This is a genomic window from Halomonas garicola (genome assembly GCF_031935715.1).
GTDB lineage: Bacteria > Pseudomonadota > Gammaproteobacteria > Pseudomonadales > Halomonadaceae > Vreelandella > Vreelandella garicola.
Window position 1 is genome coordinate 1 of record NZ_JASSZF010000015.1, and the last position, 18,056, is coordinate 18,056.

At 65.3% G+C, this 18,056-nt stretch carries 18 protein-coding genes and 1 pseudogene; 4 read left to right on the forward strand and 15 right to left on the reverse strand.

Annotated features, from left to right (window positions below; genetic code table 11):
• Nucleotides 1-116: 116 nt before the first annotated feature.
• Entirely contained in the window at nt 117-716 is a 600-nt protein-coding gene (gene wrbA / locus RS027_RS07030; protein ID WP_311884704.1) for an NAD(P)H:quinone oxidoreductase, read from the reverse strand.
• Nucleotides 717-895: 179 nt separating this feature from the next.
• Here wrbA and RS027_RS07035 point away from each other — a divergent pair, with 179 nt between their 5' ends.
• The 4 genes and pseudogenes from RS027_RS07035 to RS027_RS07050 all read left to right on the forward strand — a co-directional run.
• The gene (locus RS027_RS07035) at nt 896-1,795 is read left to right on the forward strand and encodes a LysR family transcriptional regulator (RefSeq protein WP_311955436.1); all 900 of its coding nucleotides are present in this window, start codon (nt 896-898) and stop codon (nt 1,793-1,795) included.
• A gap of 54 nt (nt 1,796-1,849) precedes the next feature.
• Entirely contained in the window at nt 1,850-2,218 is a 369-nt protein-coding gene (locus RS027_RS07040) for an MliC family protein (RefSeq protein WP_311955438.1), read from the forward strand.
• A 411-nt stretch (nt 2,219-2,629) separates the two neighbouring features.
• Nucleotides 2,630-3,997 (forward strand): RNA-guided endonuclease IscB, encoded by a 1,368-nt coding sequence (iscB, locus tag RS027_RS07045; RefSeq protein ID WP_311955440.1) that lies wholly within the window; start codon nt 2,630-2,632, stop codon nt 3,995-3,997.
• A gap of 86 nt (nt 3,998-4,083) precedes the next feature.
• Nucleotides 4,084-4,329 (forward strand): annotated as a pseudogene (locus tag RS027_RS07050) (glutathione S-transferase N-terminal domain-containing protein); the annotation flags it as partial.
• Nucleotides 4,330-4,379: 50 nt separating this feature from the next.
• Here RS027_RS07050 and der read toward each other — a convergent pair.
• From der to trmJ, 14 genes are all read right to left on the reverse strand, one after another.
• Nucleotides 4,380-5,783 (reverse strand): ribosome biogenesis GTPase Der, encoded by a 1,404-nt coding sequence (gene der / locus RS027_RS07055; protein ID WP_311955441.1) that lies wholly within the window; start codon nt 5,781-5,783, stop codon nt 4,380-4,382.
• Nucleotides 5,780-6,946 carry an outer membrane protein assembly factor BamB gene (bamB, locus tag RS027_RS07060; protein ID WP_311955443.1) on the reverse strand — a complete coding sequence of 389 codons (1,167 nt, stop codon included), beginning with the start codon at nt 6,944-6,946 and terminating at the stop codon, nt 5,780-5,782. Before bamB ends, der begins: the two co-directional genes overlap by 4 nt.
• On the reverse strand, nt 6,943-7,629 hold the full coding sequence (locus RS027_RS07065; RefSeq protein ID WP_311955445.1) for a YfgM family protein: 687 nt from the start codon (nt 7,627-7,629) through the stop codon (nt 6,943-6,945). The genes bamB and RS027_RS07065 overlap by 4 nt, the downstream gene beginning before the upstream one ends.
• A 64-nt stretch (nt 7,630-7,693) precedes the next feature.
• The gene (gene hisS, locus RS027_RS07070) at nt 7,694-9,016 is read right to left on the reverse strand and encodes a histidine--tRNA ligase (protein ID WP_311955447.1); all 1,323 of its coding nucleotides are present in this window, start codon (nt 9,014-9,016) and stop codon (nt 7,694-7,696) included.
• Between the two features lie 27 nt (nt 9,017-9,043).
• Nucleotides 9,044-10,159, reverse strand: a complete 1,116-nt coding sequence (gene ispG, locus RS027_RS07075) for a flavodoxin-dependent (E)-4-hydroxy-3-methylbut-2-enyl-diphosphate synthase (RefSeq protein WP_311955449.1) — start codon at nt 10,157-10,159, stop codon at nt 9,044-9,046.
• 8 nt (nt 10,160-10,167) lie between these two features.
• Nucleotides 10,168-11,133, reverse strand: a complete 966-nt coding sequence (locus RS027_RS07080; RefSeq protein ID WP_311955450.1) for a RodZ domain-containing protein — start codon at nt 11,131-11,133, stop codon at nt 10,168-10,170.
• A gap of 24 nt (nt 11,134-11,157) precedes the next feature.
• The gene (pilW, locus tag RS027_RS07085) at nt 11,158-11,901 is read right to left on the reverse strand and encodes a type IV pilus biogenesis/stability protein PilW (protein WP_311955451.1); all 744 of its coding nucleotides are present in this window, start codon (nt 11,899-11,901) and stop codon (nt 11,158-11,160) included.
• 155 nt (nt 11,902-12,056) lie between these two features.
• Nucleotides 12,057-13,241, reverse strand: coding sequence for a dual-specificity RNA methyltransferase RlmN (rlmN, locus tag RS027_RS07090; protein ID WP_311955452.1), 1,185 nt, complete (start codon nt 13,239-13,241; stop codon nt 12,057-12,059).
• 81 nt (nt 13,242-13,322) lie between these two features.
• A complete protein-coding gene (ndk, locus tag RS027_RS07095; protein ID WP_311955453.1) occupies nt 13,323-13,748 on the reverse strand; it encodes a nucleoside-diphosphate kinase in 426 nt (141 codons plus the stop codon).
• 166 nt (nt 13,749-13,914) lie between these two features.
• Entirely contained in the window at nt 13,915-14,241 is a 327-nt protein-coding gene (locus RS027_RS07100; protein WP_311955455.1) for a HesB/IscA family protein, read from the reverse strand.
• A 126-nt stretch (nt 14,242-14,367) separates the two neighbouring features.
• Nucleotides 14,368-15,534 carry an aminotransferase class V-fold PLP-dependent enzyme gene (locus RS027_RS07105; protein WP_311955462.1) on the reverse strand — a complete coding sequence of 389 codons (1,167 nt, stop codon included), beginning with the start codon at nt 15,532-15,534 and terminating at the stop codon, nt 14,368-14,370.
• 39 nt (nt 15,535-15,573) lie between these two features.
• Nucleotides 15,574-16,041, reverse strand: coding sequence for an Rrf2 family transcriptional regulator (locus RS027_RS07110; protein ID WP_311955464.1), 468 nt, complete (start codon nt 16,039-16,041; stop codon nt 15,574-15,576).
• 93 nt (nt 16,042-16,134) lie between these two features.
• The gene (gene cysE / locus RS027_RS07115; protein WP_311955467.1) at nt 16,135-17,016 is read right to left on the reverse strand and encodes a serine O-acetyltransferase; all 882 of its coding nucleotides are present in this window, start codon (nt 17,014-17,016) and stop codon (nt 16,135-16,137) included.
• A gap of 75 nt (nt 17,017-17,091) precedes the next feature.
• Complete coding sequence (trmJ, locus tag RS027_RS07120; protein WP_311955469.1) at nt 17,092-17,877, reverse strand: tRNA (cytosine(32)/uridine(32)-2'-O)-methyltransferase TrmJ; 786 nt, start codon at nt 17,875-17,877, stop codon at nt 17,092-17,094.
• Nucleotides 17,878-18,056 lie beyond the last annotated feature (179 nt).

Genomic DNA, 18,056 nt, shown 5'->3' on the forward strand with positions numbered 1-18,056 from the left:
GAAAATCAAGAAGTTCCGGCGGTTATCTACACGCTATGAGCGACTGGCAAGAAACTACCAGTCACTCCTCTGCCTCGTGTCAGCCGCCATATGGCTGGCCTAATTGTTAACGCCCCCTAGCGACTGAGCTTTGCCGCCACCTTGGCCACGTGCTCGCCCTGGAAGCGGGCAATGGCCAGTTCGCGCTCGTCGGGCTGGCGCGAGCCGTCGCCGGCGGCAATGGTCGAGGCACCGTAGGGCGTGCCCCCGCCGACCTGAGAGATATCAAAAAGCTCAGAGGTTGCGTAGCCGATCGGCACAATTACCATGCCGTGGTGCGCCAGGGTGGTCCAGGTGGACGCAATGGTGGTTTCTTCACCGCCGCCGGTGCCGGTCGAGGTAAAGACGCTGGCCACCTTGCCCACCAGGCCGCCGTTGACCCAGAGGCCGCCGGTCTGATCGAGGAAGGTGCGCATCTGGCCGGACATGTTGCCAAAGCGCGTGGGCGTGCCGAAGATAACCGCGTCGTACTCGGCAAGTTCCGCCGGTGAAGCGACCGGGGCATCCTGATCGGTCTTGCCGCCGGCCGATGCAAAGGCGTCAGCCGGCATGGTTTCGGGGACGCGCTTGACCGTGACTTCGACGCCGTCTACCCGGCGTGCGCCTTCGGCGACGGTGTTGGCCATGGTTTCGATATGGCCGTACATGGAATGATAGAGCACCAGTACCTTGGTCATTGTTGTTGCCTCCTGGGGAATATCCCCTGCTGTTTGGTTTACAGAACCTAGCCTAGCTGTTCTATTGCGTGAGAAAGTGGCACTATTCCACGCATAAAGAACGGATAATTCGATCAATTGCCGTATCGTTCGGCCATGCGCGGTGATATCCAGCCAGCGCATCGATCCGCGAGTGTTTCATGATCCAGAGAGTTCCCCGTATCAGCCTCGAGCAGTGGGCGATACTGCAGGCGGTGGTGGATGAAGGCAGCTATGCCAGGGCCGCCGAGGCGCTCAGCCGCAGCCAGTCATCGGTCAGCTATGCGCTGAAAGGCCTGCAGGAACAGCTGCCTGTTGACGTGCTGACGATTCAAGGGCGCAAAGCGGTACTGTCGCCGGCAGGCGAAACGCTGCTGCGGCAAGCCCGGGTGTTGATTGAAGACGCCTTGAGTCTCGAGTACCTGGCCAGCAACCTGGCCGAGGGCTGGGAAACCGAGGTTCGCCTGGCGGTAGAAGCCATCTTTCCCACGGATCTGCTCAGCCGGGCCATGGCCGCTTTTGTGCCTGAGAGTCGGGCGTCAAGGGTGCAGCTCATCGAGTCGGTGCTGTCCGGCACCCAGGAGGCCCTGCTCAACGGGGAAGCGGATCTGGCCATTACCCACCGCCCTCCGCCCGGTTTTCTCGGGCAGCCGCTGCTGGACGTGACCTTTCTCGCGGTGGCCCATCCCCGGCATCCGCTTCACCAGCTCGAGCGCGACCTGACCCACCATGATCTGCGCGCCTATCGCCAGTTCGTGGTTCGGGATTCGGGGCTCAGGCGCCGTCAGGATGCGGGCTGGCTCGCCGCCGAGCAGCGCTGGACCGTCACCCAGCTCAACACCTCGGTGCAGTTCGTCAGGGACGGACTGGGGTTTGCCTGGCTACCCTACGGCCACATCCGGGAAGAGCTGGAAGCGGGCAGCCTGAAGCGCCTACCGCTGATCGAAGGCGGCCAGCGCAAGGAGGCGCTGTTTCTGGCCTACGCCAATCGCGACGCGGCAGGCCCGGCCACTCGGGCCCTGGCGCGCTCCCTGAAAGTGGCCTGCCGACAGCGAGGGTAAACCTTCTGTTACGCTGCACGCCCGCACCCCGTCATCGCCACCATGGAGATTCGCATGAAAATCCCTGCTTTTCTGACGCTTGCATCAACCCTGCTCGTTTCCGCCTGCGCCAGCACCCCCCAGGAGAAGGCGGATGCCCCAGCGCCCGAAGCGGCAGCGTCAACGGCCACCGTGCATACCTATCGGTGCGAGAGCGGCGAAACCATCGCCGCCGCTTATCCCTCCACCGACTCGGCCAGGGTCGAATACAAGGATCGTCGCGACGACATGCAAATCGCGGTTTCCGGCAGCGGCGCGCGTTACGCGGGTGACGATCTGGAATGGTGGACAAAGGGGATCAGCCCCGGCTCCGAGGGGATTCTTTTCCGTCACCTGGCCGACGGCACCACCGGTGAGCGCCTGGAGATCTGCGAGGCATCCTGAGAGAGCGGTCGGAAAGGGGCTCAGGGATGAGCGAGGCTCGTACAAGGCTTGCGCTGGCAGCATCGAGCCAGGTCATTACACCACACAGACTGAACAACGGGAGGCAGCATGGCACGGGTACTCTGTCAACTACCTCTGCCTAAAGGCAGAGGCTTGTGAAAGCAAGCCCGGTTGACCAGGGAAAGCGGTAGCCAGTCCGCTACGTTGATAATAGGTCGTCAAGACTCACCAGTGGATGCTTCCTCAGTCTGCTGCTCTGAAAGGTCGGGATCATGCTGGCGCAAGGTAAAATGCCGAAGGTCTTGACCGCTGCCGCCAAGCAGGAGCCGGTTATCGACATTCCCGAGGGGAGACAGGGCGCAAGCCCTGCGTCACAAGGCCCGTAAGGGCACTTATCAAGGAGGAAATCGCATGGCGGTTTTCGTATTGGACAACCGCAAGCAGCCGTTGATGCCGTGCAGCGAAAAGCGTGCTCGGTTGCTGCTGGAAGACGGTCGCGCCGTGGTGCATAAACGCTACCCGTTCGCGATCCGGCTCAAGGATCGGGTGGGCGGCGACACACAACCGCTGCGTTTGAAGCTTGATCCGGGTAGCAAGACCACGGGGCTGGCGGTGGTGCGTAAAGCCGGCGACGGCCAGCATGTCCTGTGCCTGTTTGATCTGGTGCATCGCGGCTTTCAGATCAAAAAAGCCCTGGAGCAACGCGCCACGTTTCGGCGTCGCCGCCGCTCGGCCAATCTGCGCTACCGCGCCCCGCGCTTTGATAATCGCATTCGGCCCAAAGGTTGGCTGCCCCCTTCATTGCAGCATCGGGTCGATACCGTCACAGCTTGGGTGGAACGGCTACGCAGACTCGCTCCCATCACCGCGCTGGATCAGGAGTTGGTGCGCTTTGATACCCAGCGGCTCGACAACCCCGAGATAAGCGGCGTTGGATACCAGCAAGGGACGCTGTTGGGGTACGAGGTGCGCGAGTACCTATTGGAGAAATGGGGCCGGGAATGTGCCTATTGTGGGGCCACGGACACACCGCTGGAAATCGAGCATGTTGAACCACGCAGCCGTGGCGGTTCCAACCGCGTCAGCAACCTGTCATTAGCCTGCCATGCCTGCAATCAAGAAAAGGATCGGCAAGCATTGACTGATTTTTTTGCCACGGCGAGGGGGCTTCGTCGCCGCTTGAAACAACATGGACATACCGCTGACATACGGCTTGAGCGAGTACAGCGCCAACTCAAGCAACCGCTACGCGATGCCAGTGCGGTCAATGCGACCCGTTGGGCGCTGTTCACCGCGCTCAAGGCCATCGGCTTACCTGTCACGGTCGGCACGGGTGGCCGTACCAAATACAACCGCCAGCGCCTCGGTATTCCCAAAACTCACGCCCTGAATGCCGCTTGCGTCGGCCCAATGGACGCCCTGCACCACTGGCAGGTGCCCACTCTGACGATCAAAGCCACCGGGCGCGGCGGTTATCAACGCACTCGGCTGACTCGACACGGTTTTCCTCGGGGTTACTTGATGCGCCAAAAGCAGGTTAAAGGCTTTCAAACGGGCGATATGATCACGGCCCTCGTGCCCACAGGTAAGAAAGCCGGCACGCATATCGGTCGTGTGGCCGTGCGCAAAACCGGCAGCTTCAACATCCAAACCCAACAAGGGGCAGTGCAAGGCATTTCGTACCAATACTGCACCCTGATTCAACGCGGTGATGGCTACGGCTATCACTCCACACCATCCATTAACCACCAGGGAGGAGCGGGACAGACGGTGGTGTAGTCCAGGTCGCCCTGCGGGCGACGCGTTATCCCTCCCGGCACTCAACGTACCGGGTATCCCGCGCAAATTCTGATGAACTCTGCGGCATCGAGGAAGGGCTGCGTTTCTCGCCTTTCTGCTGGCGGATTCGCTATGCGCTGGCGCACAAGGGGCTCGAGGCGGAGACGCGACCCTGGCGCTTCACCGAGAAGGAAGCGCTGGCCTTCGCCCGCCACGACAAGGTGCCGGTGCTGGTCGACGGGGACGAGGTCGTCACCGATAGCTACGCGATCATGAGCTATCTGGATCGTCGCTACCCCGAGGCGCCGCTGCTGGGGGAAGGCATGGCCGAGACGCCCGGCGCATTGTCGATGTCGAGAAGGGCTAGCGATGTCGAGAGTGCCTAGCGGCGCCGTTTGCGCGACTCCCGGGTGCGGTTGAGCTCGCGCTTTTTGGCCTTGGCCTTGTCGCTTGAGTCGGCCATGGGGTCGTAGGGGTTGTCCCCCGAGCGAAACTCGAAGCGCATGGGCGTGCCGCGCACCTTGAGCACCTTGCGGAAGGTGTTGGTGAGGTAGCGTCGGTAGGCGTCGGGCAGCGCGCCGGTCTGGTTGCCGTGGACCACGATGATCGGCGGATTGCTGCCGCCCTGGTGGGCCATGCGCAGCTTGATGCGCCGGCCGTGAACCATCGGCGGGGCGTGCTGAGCGACGGCGTCCTGGAGCAGGGTGGTCAGCCGGTTGGTGGACCAGCGGGCGTTGGCGGCCTCGAAGGCGCGCTCGACGGACGGGTAGAGATCGCCCACTGCAGTGCCGTGCAGCGCGGAGATGAAGTGCAGCTCGGCGTAGTCGGCAAAGCCCAGCCGGCGCTTGATCTCGGCGCGCATCTTGTCCCGGGCCTCGCTCTCAAGCCCGTCCCACTTGTTCACCGCCAGCACCAGCGCCCGGCCGGTGGTGAGCACGTAGTCGAGCAGATGCAGGTCCTGCTCCACCAGCCCGGTGCGGGCGTCGAGCACCATGACCGCGACGTGGCATTCCTTGATGGCTTCCAGCGCCTTGATGATCGAGAACTTCTCGGTGGCTTCGCGCACGTTCTTGCGCCGCCGCACGCCGGCGGTATCCACCAGCACGTAGGGCTTGCCGCGCCGCTCGAAGGGGATCTCGATGGCGTCCCGAGTGGTGCCGGCCTCATCAAACACCACCACACGGTCTTCGCCAAGCAGGCGGTTGACCAGCGTCGACTTGCCCACGTTGGGCCGGCCGATCACGCCGATGCGGATGCCCTTGGTGCCGGTGTCGGCGGGGATCGACTCGTCGCGCTCGGGAAACGGCTCGAGTACCTGATCGACCAGCGCGGCGACGTTGCGCCCGTGGGCGGCGGCAATGGCGTGAGGGTCGCCAAGGCCCAGGGTCCAGAAGTCGGCCATGGCCGAGTGCTCTTCCAGGCCGTCGGTCTTGTTGACCACCAGCCAGGTCTTTTTCTGATTGACCCGCAGGTGGTTGGCGATGGCTTCGTCGGCGACGTTGAGCCCCGCCCGGGCGTCCACCATGAACAGCACGATATCGGCTTCGTCGATGGCGGCCAGGGACTGCTCGGCCATGGCCGCGTCGATGCCGTGCTCGTCGCCGCTGATGCCGCCGGTGTCGATGACCGTGTAGGCTTTGCCGCCGAGCATGCCGTTGCCGTACTTGCGGTCCCGGGTCAGGCCGGGAAAATCGGCCACCAGCGCGTCGCGTGAGCGCGTCAGGCGATTGAACAGGGTGGATTTACCCACGTTGGGGCGGCCGACTAGCGCAATAACCGGTGTCATGGGGAGACGTCCAGAGTTTCCAGGGTGCCGTCGTTGGCGAGCACGTGAATCGTGCCGCCTTCGGTGACGGGGGTGATGCTGATGCCGGAGCGGTCAACGCGGGTGCGCCCCACAAGCTCGCCCTGGCGGGCGTCGAGCAGGTGCAGATAGCCTTCGAAATCTCCCACCACCAGGCGGCCGTCGGCAAACGCCGGCGCGGTTAGCCAGCGGCCGGTGAGGTCGTCGTTTTGCCACACTTCATCGCCGCTCTGGGCGTCCAGGGCAAGCACGCGGCTGTCGTCGGTGACCACGAACAGATAGTCGCCCACCAGCAGCGGCGTATGCCGGCTGGAGAGCTCGCGCTCCCAGATCAGCTGGCCGCGGGTGGCCTCCAGGGCAATCAGGCGGCCGTTATAGCTGGTGACGTAGAGCCGGCCATCCGGGGTCAGCAGCGGCTGGCCGGTCAGATCCACCAGGCGGTCGACTTCGGTGCGCCCCTGGGGAATGGCCACCTGCTGCTGCCACAGCGGCTCGCCGGTGCGGTTGTCCAGGGTGACCAGGCGGCCGTTGGCAAAGCCGGCAAAGGTGACGGGGTCAATGGTCTGCGGCGTGCCGGTGCCGCGCAGGGTCAGCGACGGCGGGTTGCTTTCGTAGGACCAGCGGGTCTCCCCGCTCTGGCGGTCAAGGGCGGTGATCTGGCCGTCGGTGCTCTGCACGATCAGCAGGTCGCGGTTGGGCTGAGGAGCGGCCAGCACTTCGCTTGAGACCCGCGCGCGCCACTGCTCGCTGCCGTCTCCCTGCTTGAGGGCGATGACGTCGCCGTTCTTGCTGCCCAGATAAACGTGGCCGGCAATCGCAGAAAGCCCGCTGGAGACGGCGCTGTCGAGCGTGGTTTCCCAGTCGCGCTTGCCGCTGTCGGCATCCAGCGCCACCACCAGCCCGCGGGCGTCGGCGGCGAACAGCGTATCGCCGTCCCGGGCCGGCGTCAGCGGGTAGCGCGCTCGGCCAAGGCCCTTGCCGATGCCGGTGTCCCAGCGGGTATCAAGGGTGGAGGTAGCGTCAATGTCGGAGAGCGGCTTGGGCGTGTAAAGCGGCTCGCCTTTGCTGGCGCAGCCGGCCAGCAGGGCAATGGCGCCGGCGCCCAGCGTCAGGCGCAGGGTGCGGGAAAAACGGGTGGCGATCATGGCGTGGCCTCGCGGGTATCTGGAGTATCGCTGCCCAGGTCATCAAGTTTCAGCGTGACGCCGTAAAGGGGGCGGCCTTGCTCTTCGGTCAGCGCCTGCGCCTGCTGCCAGGCGGCGCGGGCCTCGTCGTTTTGACCGAGGGCGAAATAAGCGTCGCCGTGCACGCTGTGGCGCTGGGCGGCGAGCGGGGCGACCACGTCGTCTTCCAGCCGGCCGAGCGCCTGCTGCGCCTCGCCGGCGGCAACGTCAAGCCGCGCCAGGCGCAGCCGAGCCAGGCCCTGAACGTAGCCCCGCGAGGAGTCGTCAAGCGCCTGCTCCAAAGAGGCGCGGGCGCCGTCCAGGTCGTCCTGCTGTACCGCCAGGCGGGCGTCGAGCAGCAGCGCAAGCTCGGCGTAGAGCGAGCCGCCGTGGCTTTCGACCAGCTCGTCGGCGGTGCTGCGGGCGTTTTGCAGCGACTGCTCGTCGGCTGATTCGGCGGCATCCTGGCCGGCGGTTTCGGCAATCAGCTGCTGGTAGCGCAGGGACGCGGCTTCGGCCTGGCCGTCCTGGTAGTTCTGCCAGGCCTTGAAGCCAAACACGCCGGCGCCGGCGATTATCAGGCCGGCTACCAGCGAGGTGCCGTTTTCCTTCCACCAGCGCTTGATCGCGTCCATCTGTTCTTCTTCGGTTCTCAGCTCCGCCACGGGCGGCCTCCTTGAAACTGTCTATGACGGCTATGACGGGCAAGTTTCCACGCCGGCGAGCGGCTCAGGGGTTGGCCCGGGTGAATCCCAGCTGGGACGCCAGCGCAGGGGCCAGCTCGCTTTGCGCTACGCGCCGCTGCTCGCGGTCGTCGCGCAGAAATTTCAGCGTGGCGGCCTGTTCGGCGCGCTCGTCCTCGCCCAGCAGTATGGCCAGCGGGGCACCGCTCTTGTCGGCCTTTTTCATGCGGCTTTTAAAGCTGCCGCCGCCGCAGTGCAGGGTCAGGTTTAACTCAGGCAGGGCGGTTCGCAGCCGCTCGGCCAGGGCCAGCGCCTCGGGAGTCGCGGCGTCGTCCATGGGCACCAGATAGGCATCGCAGCCGCCAAGGGCTTCGTCGGGAATCAGCGCCAAGGTGTCGAGCAGCAGAATCAGCCGCTCGATGCCCATGGCAAAGCCCACCGCCGGGGTGGGCTTGCCGCCCAGCTGTTCGACTAGGCCGTCGTAGCGGCCGCCGGCGCACACGGTGCCCTGGCTGCCCAGCGCATCGGTGGTCCATTCGAACACGGTGCGCGAATAGTAATCCAGCCCGCGCACCAGCCGCGGATTGATCACGTAGCCGACGCCGGCGGCGTCGAGCATGGCCTTGAGGCGCTCGAAGTGCTCCCGGGAGGCCTCGTCCAGGTGATCGATGAGCCGCGGCGCGCCGGCGATCACCTCAGCTAGAGCCGGGTTCTTGGAGTCCAGAATGCGCAGCGGGTTGGTGGTCAGGCGGCGTCGGGAGTCCTCATCGAGCACCTCGAGGTGCTGCTCGAAGTAGGCCACGAGCATCTCGCGGTAGGCTGCCCGGGCCTCGGCCGAGCCCAGCGAGTTAAGCTCGAGGGTGACGTGATCGGCAAGCCCCAGCTCCTGCCACAGCCGCGCCGACAGCAGGATGACTTCGGCGTCGATGTCCGGGCCGTCGAGGCCGTAGGTTTCCACGCCGACCTGGTGAAACTGGCGGTAGCGGCCCTTTTGCGGGCGCTCGTGGCGAAACATCGGCCCCTGGTACCACAGCCGCTGGGTCTGGTTGTGCAGAAGGCCGTGCTGCATGGCCGCGCGCACGCAGCTGGCGGTGCCCTCCGGGCGCAGGGTGAGGCTGTCGCCGTTGCGATCGTCGAAGGTGTACATCTCCTTTTCGACGATGTCGGTCACTTCGCCGATGGAGCGGGCAAAAAGCGCCGTCTGCTCCAGAATGGGCGTGCGAATCTCGGCAAAGCCGTAGCGCGCCATCAGGTCGCGGATCCGGGCTTCAAAAAACTGCCAGCGCGGGCTTTCGTCGGGCAGCAGGTCGTTCATGCCGCGAATCGCCTGGATCTTGCGGGCGGTGTAGGGGGCTGCGGTCTGGCTCAATGGAAACTCCTTGTGTGTCGCAGCAGGCTACACGCTGCGGGCGATAGTATCTTCTTCGCGCTGCTGTTTTTCGCGCACCTTGTCGCGGATCAGCCGCTCAAGATCGTCAACGAGGTTGTCGTTGCGCAGCTTCTGCGCCGGCTTGCCGTCAAGATACAGCAGGTTGGCGGGGCTGCCGCCGGTGAGGCCCAGATCGCTCTCCTTGGCCTCGCCCGGGCCGTTGACGATGCAGCCGATGATCGACACGTCCAGCGGCGTCATCACGTCTTCCAGGCGCTCTTCGAGCTGGTTCATGGTGTCGATGACGTCAAAGTTCTGCCGCGAGCAGCTGGGGCAGGCGATAAAGTTGATGCCCTTGGTGCGCAGCTTGAGGCTCTTGAGCATGTCAAAGCCGACCTTGACCTCTTCCACCGGATCGGCGGCAAGCGATACCCGCAGAGTATCGCCGATGCCGTCCATCAGCAGCATGCCAAGGCCGATGGAGGACTTGACCGTGCCCGAGCGCAGCCCGCCGGCCTCGGTGATCCCCAGGTGCAGCGGCTGTTCGATGCGGCTGGCCAGATCGCGGTAGGCGGATACGGCCATGAACACGTCGCTTGCCTTGACGCTGACCTTGAAGTCGGGGAAGTCCAGCCGGTCAAGATGGTCAATGTGGCGCAGGGCGGACTCCACCAGCGCCTCAGGCGTGGGCTCGCCGTACTTGCGCTGCAGGGATTTTTCCAGCGAGCCGGCGTTGACGCCGATGCGCATGGGGATGCCGCGGTCCCGGGCGGCGCTGACCACCGCGCGCACGCGGTCTTCGCGGCCGATGTTGCCGGGGTTGATGCGCAGGCAGTCGACGCCCAGCTCGGCCACGCGCAGGGCGATCTTGTGGTCGAAGTGAATATCGGCTACCAGCGGTACGTTGACCGCCTGGCGGATGCGGCCGAACGCCTCGGCGGCGTCCATGCTGGGCACCGAAACGCGGACGATATCGGCGCCGGCGGTTTCCAGCTGGCGCACCTGGCGGACGGTGGCCTCGACGTCAAGGGTGTCGGTGTTGGTCATGCTCTGGACGGCAATCGGCGCATCGCCGCCAACCGGAACGTTGCCGACGTGGATCTGGCGTGAGGCGCGGCGTTGAATAGAGGACGGGGCGTGCATAGGGCGGATCACTCTCCCAGGGTAAAGCGGGCGACGTTATTGGCGCCGGCGTGCCGGGCAAGGTCGACGACCTCGCCCCGGTAGCGCAGTTCGACGCCGGTAGCGTTGCCGACGGTTAAACGAAACGGCGGCTGGCCTTCTACGCTTGCTTCGGTGCCGGGCTGCTGTAGCCCGACAAACACGCGCTCGTCGTGGGCATCGAAAATTTCCGTCCACGACTGCTGATTGAACGTCAGCGCCAGGGTGGTGGCGTCGGCGCCGCTGTCGGCGTCGGCGCTGGAGTCTTCGGCTTCATCGGCGCCGGCCACGCGGGTGGCGGCGGCCAGGGCGCTATCCGACGGTGCGGCGGGAGCGGTGTCGGCGGAGCCTGTTTCGACAGAGTTCTGGACAGAGTCGGCTTCGGCAGCGCTGTCGGCGTTAGCCGTGGTTTCAGCGGCGCTTTTGGCGGCGGCGTCAATCTCGTCTGTGGCGTCGTCGGTAGAGGACGACGTTTCCGCCGCCGCCGAGGAGTCGGGCGCCGTCACGGCGCCGTCGTCCAGGCTCGGCGGGGCGTTCCCGCCGCGGCTTTGCCACCAGGTCACGGTGACGCCGATCAGCCCGGCGATGACTAAAAGCGTCACCAGCTTGAACAAAATGCCGCCCAGCCGCGAGGGCGGGCGGGTCACCGATACCGGCTTGATGTCGCGCGCGGTATCCGGGGCGCCGTGGCGTGCCTCGTAGGCCCTGAGCACCGGGGCGTCATCCATGCCCAGGTAGCGGGCGTAGGTGCGCAGATAGCCGCGGCGGTAGGTGGCCACGGGGATTTCGGCGTAATGATCCTGCTCCAGCCCTGAGACTACGGCCGGGCGCAGGTGCAGGGCGTGCGCGGCGTCCCTGAGGGCAATACCCTGGCGCTCCCGCTCCCTGCGTAACAGTTCGCCGGGGGAATCCCCGGGCTGATCGTCAGCGTATTCGTCGTTATGTGTGTCGCTCATGGCTGAGCATCCTCAAAACGGTGATCAGGGCGTATCGCCCGTGCTTGCAAGCTGGCGCCGATACTTGCCGGCGAGTTCGCTGTCGCCGCGCTCAAGGGCCAGCTCTGCGGCCATTTCCAGCGCTTCGCGGGTGGGCCGGCCAAGCCGCAAAAATCGCTGTAGCGGCGCCCAGGCCCGGGCGTGATTGCCCTGACGGTACTCCAGTTGGGCCAGCAGCCAATAGCTGCGTGCGTGGCGCGGGTCGATCTTGCTGGCCCGCACCAGGCTTTCCCGGGCACGCTGCGTCTGGTCCCTGGCGGTATAGCACTGTCCCAGATTAGTGAAAAGCCGCGCCCGGTGTTCGTACTGGGGATCCTTGGCTGCCGTTTCGAGCTGCTGGCAGGCGCGCTGATAATTCCCCTGCTGATAAAGAAAGGCGGCGTAGTTGTTGCGCGCGCGGGTAAAGTCCGTGTTGGCGGCGAGCGCCTTCTTGAACTGCTCGGCGGCCAGGTCGTTTTCGCCCTGACGCTGGTAGACAAGCGCCAGCGCCTGCAGCGTTTCGGGATTGCCGGGGTCAAGCTCTTCGGCCCGGTCCAGCGCGTTGAGCGCGCGCTTCAGGTTGTTCTGCTCCAGATAGGCAAGACCCAGCCGGGTGTAGGCGCTGCCGGCCTCCGGCGTATCCGGAGAGGAAAGCAACGACGAGGCGCAGCCGGACAGCCACAGCGTGCCGAAAAGAGCCAGAATGGCAGGCGCTTGGGCAATACGCGGTAGCGGGCGGCGGCAAAGCATCGGTATCCTCATGGTGGCAGTCCAAACGGCGCAGTGAGTCTTGGCGCAAAAGCGCGAAGCGACTCCTGCACCGCACCAAGGGCGCGTTTATCAAAGCGCTGTGCCCGGCACAAGTCAAGGCGGTGCTGGCTAGCTTTAGGCTGGTTGGCGTCAAGCTAGTTGGCGTCAAGCTGTACCGACTGAATGTAGCGGGCCTGGCGCTTGGTGCGATCCTTCACTCGGCCGACCAGCTGGCCGCAGGCGGCGTCGATGTCATCGCCCCGGGCCATGCGGATCGGCGCGGTGTAGCCCAGCTCGTCAAGCCAGCGCTGAAAGCGCACGCACTGGTTGCGCGACGGCGTTTCGTAGCCCGAGTGGGGAAACGGGTTGAACGGAATCAGGTTGATCTTGCACGGCAGCCCTTCAAGCACCTCGGCAAGCTCGGTGGCGTGTTCCTGCTGATCGTTGACCCCCGCAATCAGGGTGTACTCGACGGTGACCTGGCGGTTCTCCGGACTCTTGTCCAGGTAGCGCCGGCAGGCGTCCAGCAGCGTGGCGATGTTGTACTTGCGGTTCAGCGGCACCAGCTCGTTGCGCAGCTCGTCGTTGGCCGCGTGCAGCGAAATGGCCAGGCTTACGTCGATGTCGTCGCTGAGCTTGTCGATCTTGGGCACCACGCCCGACGTGGAAAGCGTCACCCGGCGCTTGGACAGGCCGTAGCCGTCGTCTTCGAGCATCAGGTGCATGGCCGGCACGACGTTATCGTAGTTGAGCAGCGGCTCGCCCATGCCCATCATTACCACGTTGGTCACCGGGCGCTGGCGGCTGTCGTTGCGCGGCACGTCGCTGCGCGAGGCCACCCATACCTGGCCGATGATTTCTGCGGCGGTGAGGTTGCGCTGAAAGCCCTGCTTGCCCGTGGAGCAGAAGCTGCAGTCAAGCGAGCAGCCCACCTGGGACGACACGCAAAGCGTGCGCCGCTTACCGTTATCCGCGGGGATCAGCACGGTTTCCACGTAGCTGCCGTCCTCGACTTCCAGTACCCACTTGCGCGTGCCGTCCTTGGAGGCGCCTTCGTAGACCACCGACGGGCCGCGCACCTCGGCCAGGCGCGCAAGCTTTTCGCGCAGCGCCTTGGACAGGTTGGTCATGGCGGCAAAGTCGTCGCAGCCTTCGTGGTGCATCCACTTCATCAGCTGGGCGGCGCGGAACTTCTTTTCGCCGATGGAGAGAAAAAACGCCTCCAGCTGCGCCCGGGACATGCCCAGCAGGTTGACGCGCTCGGGGGCCTGCCCCGGGGCGACGGACGTCGCGTCAGGGGAAGTGGTAGTAGATGCGTCTTGGAAAGCGGCAGTGGTCATGGCAGTCAGCGTCGGAAGAAAAGGCGGGAGCCGGGCTCCCGCGAAAATGGCCGGCAACGTGCAAGCTGCCTTGCAGCGCGCTTAGCGCGGGCAGATTTCGTCGTTGTCGAAGAAGTAGGCGATTTCGCGCTCGGCGCTTTCCACGGAGTCGGAACCGTGAACGGCGTTAGCGTCGATGGTTTCGGCAAAGTCGGCGCGGATGGTGCCGGCTTCGGCTTCCTTGGGGTTGGTCGCCCCCATCAGATCGCGGTTCTTGGCGATGGCATCTTCGCCTTCCAGCACCTGTACCACTACCGGGCCCGAGGTCATGAAGCCGACCAGATCGTTGAAGAAGGGGCGCTCCTTGTGCTCGGCGTAGAAGCCGCCGGCGTTGTCGTTGGAGAGCTTGATCATCTTGGCGGCAACGACCTTGAGGCCGGCTTTTTCAAAGCGGGCAATGATCTCGCCGATGGCATTTTTGGCGACAGCGTCGGGCTTGATGATGGACAGCGTGCGTTCGTTCGCCATGTAACAAATCTCCTGGATCGGACGTAAAAAATAGGGCGTAAAAAGTCGCGTTTAAAGCGAGAAGGCAAAGCACCGCCGCCGGTACGGCAGAACCGGGCCGGCGGCGGGGAGGCGCGATTATAGCGCTTCATCAAGGCCGTGAATACTGCCCGTGCCGGCCCCGCGGTTAGATGGTGAAGCTTTCGCCGCAGCCGCACTCGTCGGTGACGTTGGGGTTGTTGAAGCGAAAGTAGCGGTTGAGCCCTTCGTTGACGTAGTCGACTTCGCTGCCGTCGAGCATGGTCAGCGCGTCCGGGGCGACAAATACCTGGGCGCCGTGATCCTCGAAGTGGGCATCGTCCGGGGCGGCCTCGTCGGCAAAGTCGAGCACGTAGCTGTAGCCGGAGCAGCCCGAAGGCTTGACCGATACGCGCAGGCCAAGGCCTTCGCCGCGTTCGGCGAGGACGTGCTGAATCTGCTCGGCAGCAGCGGGCGTAATGTTGAGCGTGGCCATGGTGACCTCCTCCTGTTGAAGCCGTCGTTGTTTCTACTGTTGTTTCTACTGTTGTTTCTACTGTTGTTTCTACTGTTGTTTCTACTAGCTAGCGTGGTGACTCTTGGTGAACCGCGCCGCGGAGGGCTAAGCCGCCCGCAGGCCGGTGACGGCGTGCTGCAGCACGCCTACGGCGTGGTCGATATCGGCCTCGGTGGTAAAGCGACCGAAGCTGAAGCGAAGCGAGGCAAGCGCCAGCCGGCGCGGCACGCCGACGCCCAGCAGCACGTAGGACGGATCCACGCTTGCCGAGTTGCACGCCGAGCCGGTGGACACCGCCACGTCGCGCAGCGCCATCAGCAGCGATTCGCCGTCCACGCCGCCAAAGGCGACGTTGATGATGTTGGGCAGGCTTGCCTCGCTTGCCGCATTGCGATGAACGTCTTCCAGTTGGGCAAGCCCGCCGAGAAAACGTTCGCCCAGCGCCGCGATATGCGCCTGGTCGGCCTCGCTTTCCTGAATCATCAGGGCAAAGGCCTCGCCCATGCCGGCAATCTGGTGCGTGGGCAGCGTACCCGAGCGCATGCCGCGCTCGTGACCGCCGCCGTGAATCAGCGCCTCCACGCGGATGTCCGGGTGGCGCTTGACGTAGAGCGCGCCCACGCCCTTGGGGCCGTAGGCCTTGTGCCCGGAAAGCGACATCAAATCGATACTCTGGGCGCCGACGTCCAGCGGTACGCGGCCGATGGCCTGGGCGGCGTCGGTATGGAAGGCCGCGCCAAACTCGTGAGCAACGTCGGCAAGCGCCGCCGTATCGTTAACGCTGCCAAGCTCGTTGTTGACCGTCATCAGGGATACCAGCGCGGTGTCGTCGCGCATGGCGCCGCGCAGCTGCTCGGGGGTAACGCGGCCGTCGCCGCCGGGCGTTAGCCAGGTCACCTCGAAGCCTTCGGCCTCGAGGGCATGTGCGGTATCCACCACGGCCTTGTGCTCGATGACGGACGTCACCAGGTGCATGCCGCGCTCGCGATTGGCGCGCATGAACCCGGTGAGCGCCAGGTTGTCGGCCTCGGTGGCGCCGCTGGTCCAGACGATTTCGCGCGGGTCGGCGCCGATGGCGTCGGCCACCTGGCGGCGCGCCTGCTCGACCACCTGTTCGGCCTGCCAGCCCGGCATGTGGCTGCGCGAGGCGGGGTTGGCGTAGAGCTGGTCAACCGTTAAATAGCGCTGCATCACCGCGGCTACGCGGTCATCCACCGGCGTAGTGGCGGCGTAGTCAAGATAAACGGGCAGCGTGGGTGTGGTTTGTGGCATCTTGATTCACATCGGTCAGTGGGCGCGGGCAGGCTGGCGCTAGGGGGCTGACGCGAGAATGGCGTCGTCCACGCGCACCTGCTGGCGCCGGGCAATATGCTGTATATCGGGGCGCGCCGACAGCTGTTCAAGCGTCACCGCGTCGAGAAACCGGCGGATCTGCCCGGAAAGCTCGCACCACAGGTGGTGGGTCAGGCAGGTGTCGCCCTGCTGGCAGTCGGAAAGTCCCTGGCAGCGGGTGGCGTCCACGCTTTCGTCGACGGCGTCGACGATGCTGGAAACGCAGATGGCGCCAGGCGCCTGCGCCAGCAGGTAGCCGCCGCCGGGGCCGCGCACGCTGTTGACCAGGCCGGCCCGGCGCAGCCGGGCAAACAGCTGCTCCAGATAGGCAAGCGAGATGTCCTGGCGCCGGGCGATATCGCCAAGGCTGATAGGCGCGGTATCGGCGTTGATCGCCAGATCCAGCATGGCGGTAACGGCGTAACGTCCTTTGGTGGTTAAACGCATAGGCGGTTCAAACGCATAACGGACCCCGGCTGCTCCACATGAGCGCGCTGATGGCAAAATCTGGCCCATTATGGGAAAGCCCGAGCGCAGGGGTCAACCTTTGCCCGAGGCGTCGTCGGGCGTATCTTCGCTTTCGCTGCCGGGCGAGCGGGTCCGCCTGCGGTGGTTGGCCGTGTGGTCGGCGCATTCGCTGGCGGCTTCGCCGAGCACGTCGGCAAAGTCTTCGCTGCGCAGCTCCGGCAGCTCGCCCTTGCGGTAGCTGGTATCCAGCCGGGTCAGGGTCGAGCACATTTGCTCGATGCGCTCATCTACCGCGTGCATGTGGTCGAGCATGGCCTGCATCGAGCGGGCCACCGGGTCGGGCATATCCTGGCTGACGCCGTAGGCGTCAAAGCCGAACTTCTGGCGCATGGCCTCGCGCCGGTCGGGGTCGACGTCCATGGACTGTTCGGTGTCGGGCTCGGCGCGCTTGACGATCTTGCCGGGTATCCCCACCACCGTAGCGCCTTCGGGGACGTCCTTGGTGACCACGGCGTTGGAGCCGACCTTGACCCCGGCGTCAAGGGTGAGCGGGCCGAGTATCTTGGCCCCGGCACCGATGATCACGCCGTCGCCCAGGGTCGGGTGGCGCTTGCCCTTGTGCCAGCTGGTGCCGCCCAGAGTGACGCCGTGGTAAAGGGTGACGTCGTCGCCGATCAGCGCGGTTTCGCCGATGACCACGCCCATGCCGTGGTCGATGAAAAAGCGCCGGCCGATGGTGGCGCCGGGGTGAATCTCGATGCCGGTTAAAAAACGGGCAAAGGTCGAAAGCGTCCGCGCCAGCCACTTGGCGCCCTTGTTCCACAGCCAGTGGTGGAAGCGGTGCAGCAGCAGGGCGTGCAGGCCGGGGTAGTTGGTCAGCACTTCAAAGAAGTTGCGTGCGGCCGGATCGCGGACAAACACGCTGTTGATATCTTCGCGCAGGCGTTTAAACATGCGACCTTTCCTTTAGTGGGTGGGCGTCCGGCGGCGAGGCCAGAGGCAATAGACTGGCGGCGCCGAGCGCCGGATTCAAGGGCGCGGCGGCCGGTCGGCCCTGTCGGCGGCGGTCTTGTCCGTCGCCGACAGGATGCCGCGCAGGATATTGAGTTCGATCCGGCGCGGGCGGGCGCGCAGGTACAGCCGGCGCAGGCGGGCCATGAGCTGGCGCGGCTTTTGCGGGTCGTGAAAGCCGATGGTCGTCAGGGTCTGCTCGAGGTGGGCAAAGTAGCGTTCCAGATCGGCGTGGGAGGCGCGCTGCTCGTCGGCCCCAAGGGATGCTTCCGCCTCGTCGGCATCGCTGCCCCCGGATGACGCCTGCTGCTCGAGCCACGCCAGGCGGCATTCGTAGGCCACTACCTGAACCGCGGCGGCCAGGTTCAGCGAGCTGAAGTCGGCGTTGGTGGGAATATGCACGTGGGCGTGGCAGCGGTGCAGCTCGTCGTTGGTCAGCCCGCTGTCTTCGCGACCGAATACCAGGGCGATGCGCGCGCCCTCCTGGCGGCACTCGTCGGGCAGGCGCCGGCCGAGCTCCCGGGGGGAAAGCATCGGCCAGGGCAGGGTGCGCGAACGGGCGCTGGCGCCGACCACCAGAGTGCAGTCGGCCACGGCCTCGTCAAGCGTCTGGCTCACCCGGGCGCCGTGGAGCAGGTGATCGGCGCCCGAGGCCCGGGAAATGCTGTCCTGATGGATGACCTCGCTGCGCGGGGCGACCAGCGCCAGATCGCTAAGCCCCATGTTGTGCATGGCGCGGGCGACACCGCCGATATTGCCGGAGTGGCTGGTGCCGATAAGGACGGTGCGAAGGCGCTCGAGCATGGCGTGACTCAACGGTTGGATCGAAGGGCGGAGAGGGCGCAAGTTTAGCACGACTGCATGGCGCCCGGGCACGGGCTCTGCTAGAATCGCCGCCCAGCGCGGCACCGCCTGCCGCCCCGCGCATTCTGCGCTGCATTGTTATCCTTTAGTGGTTATCCGCTAGTGCTTGATCAGGTACT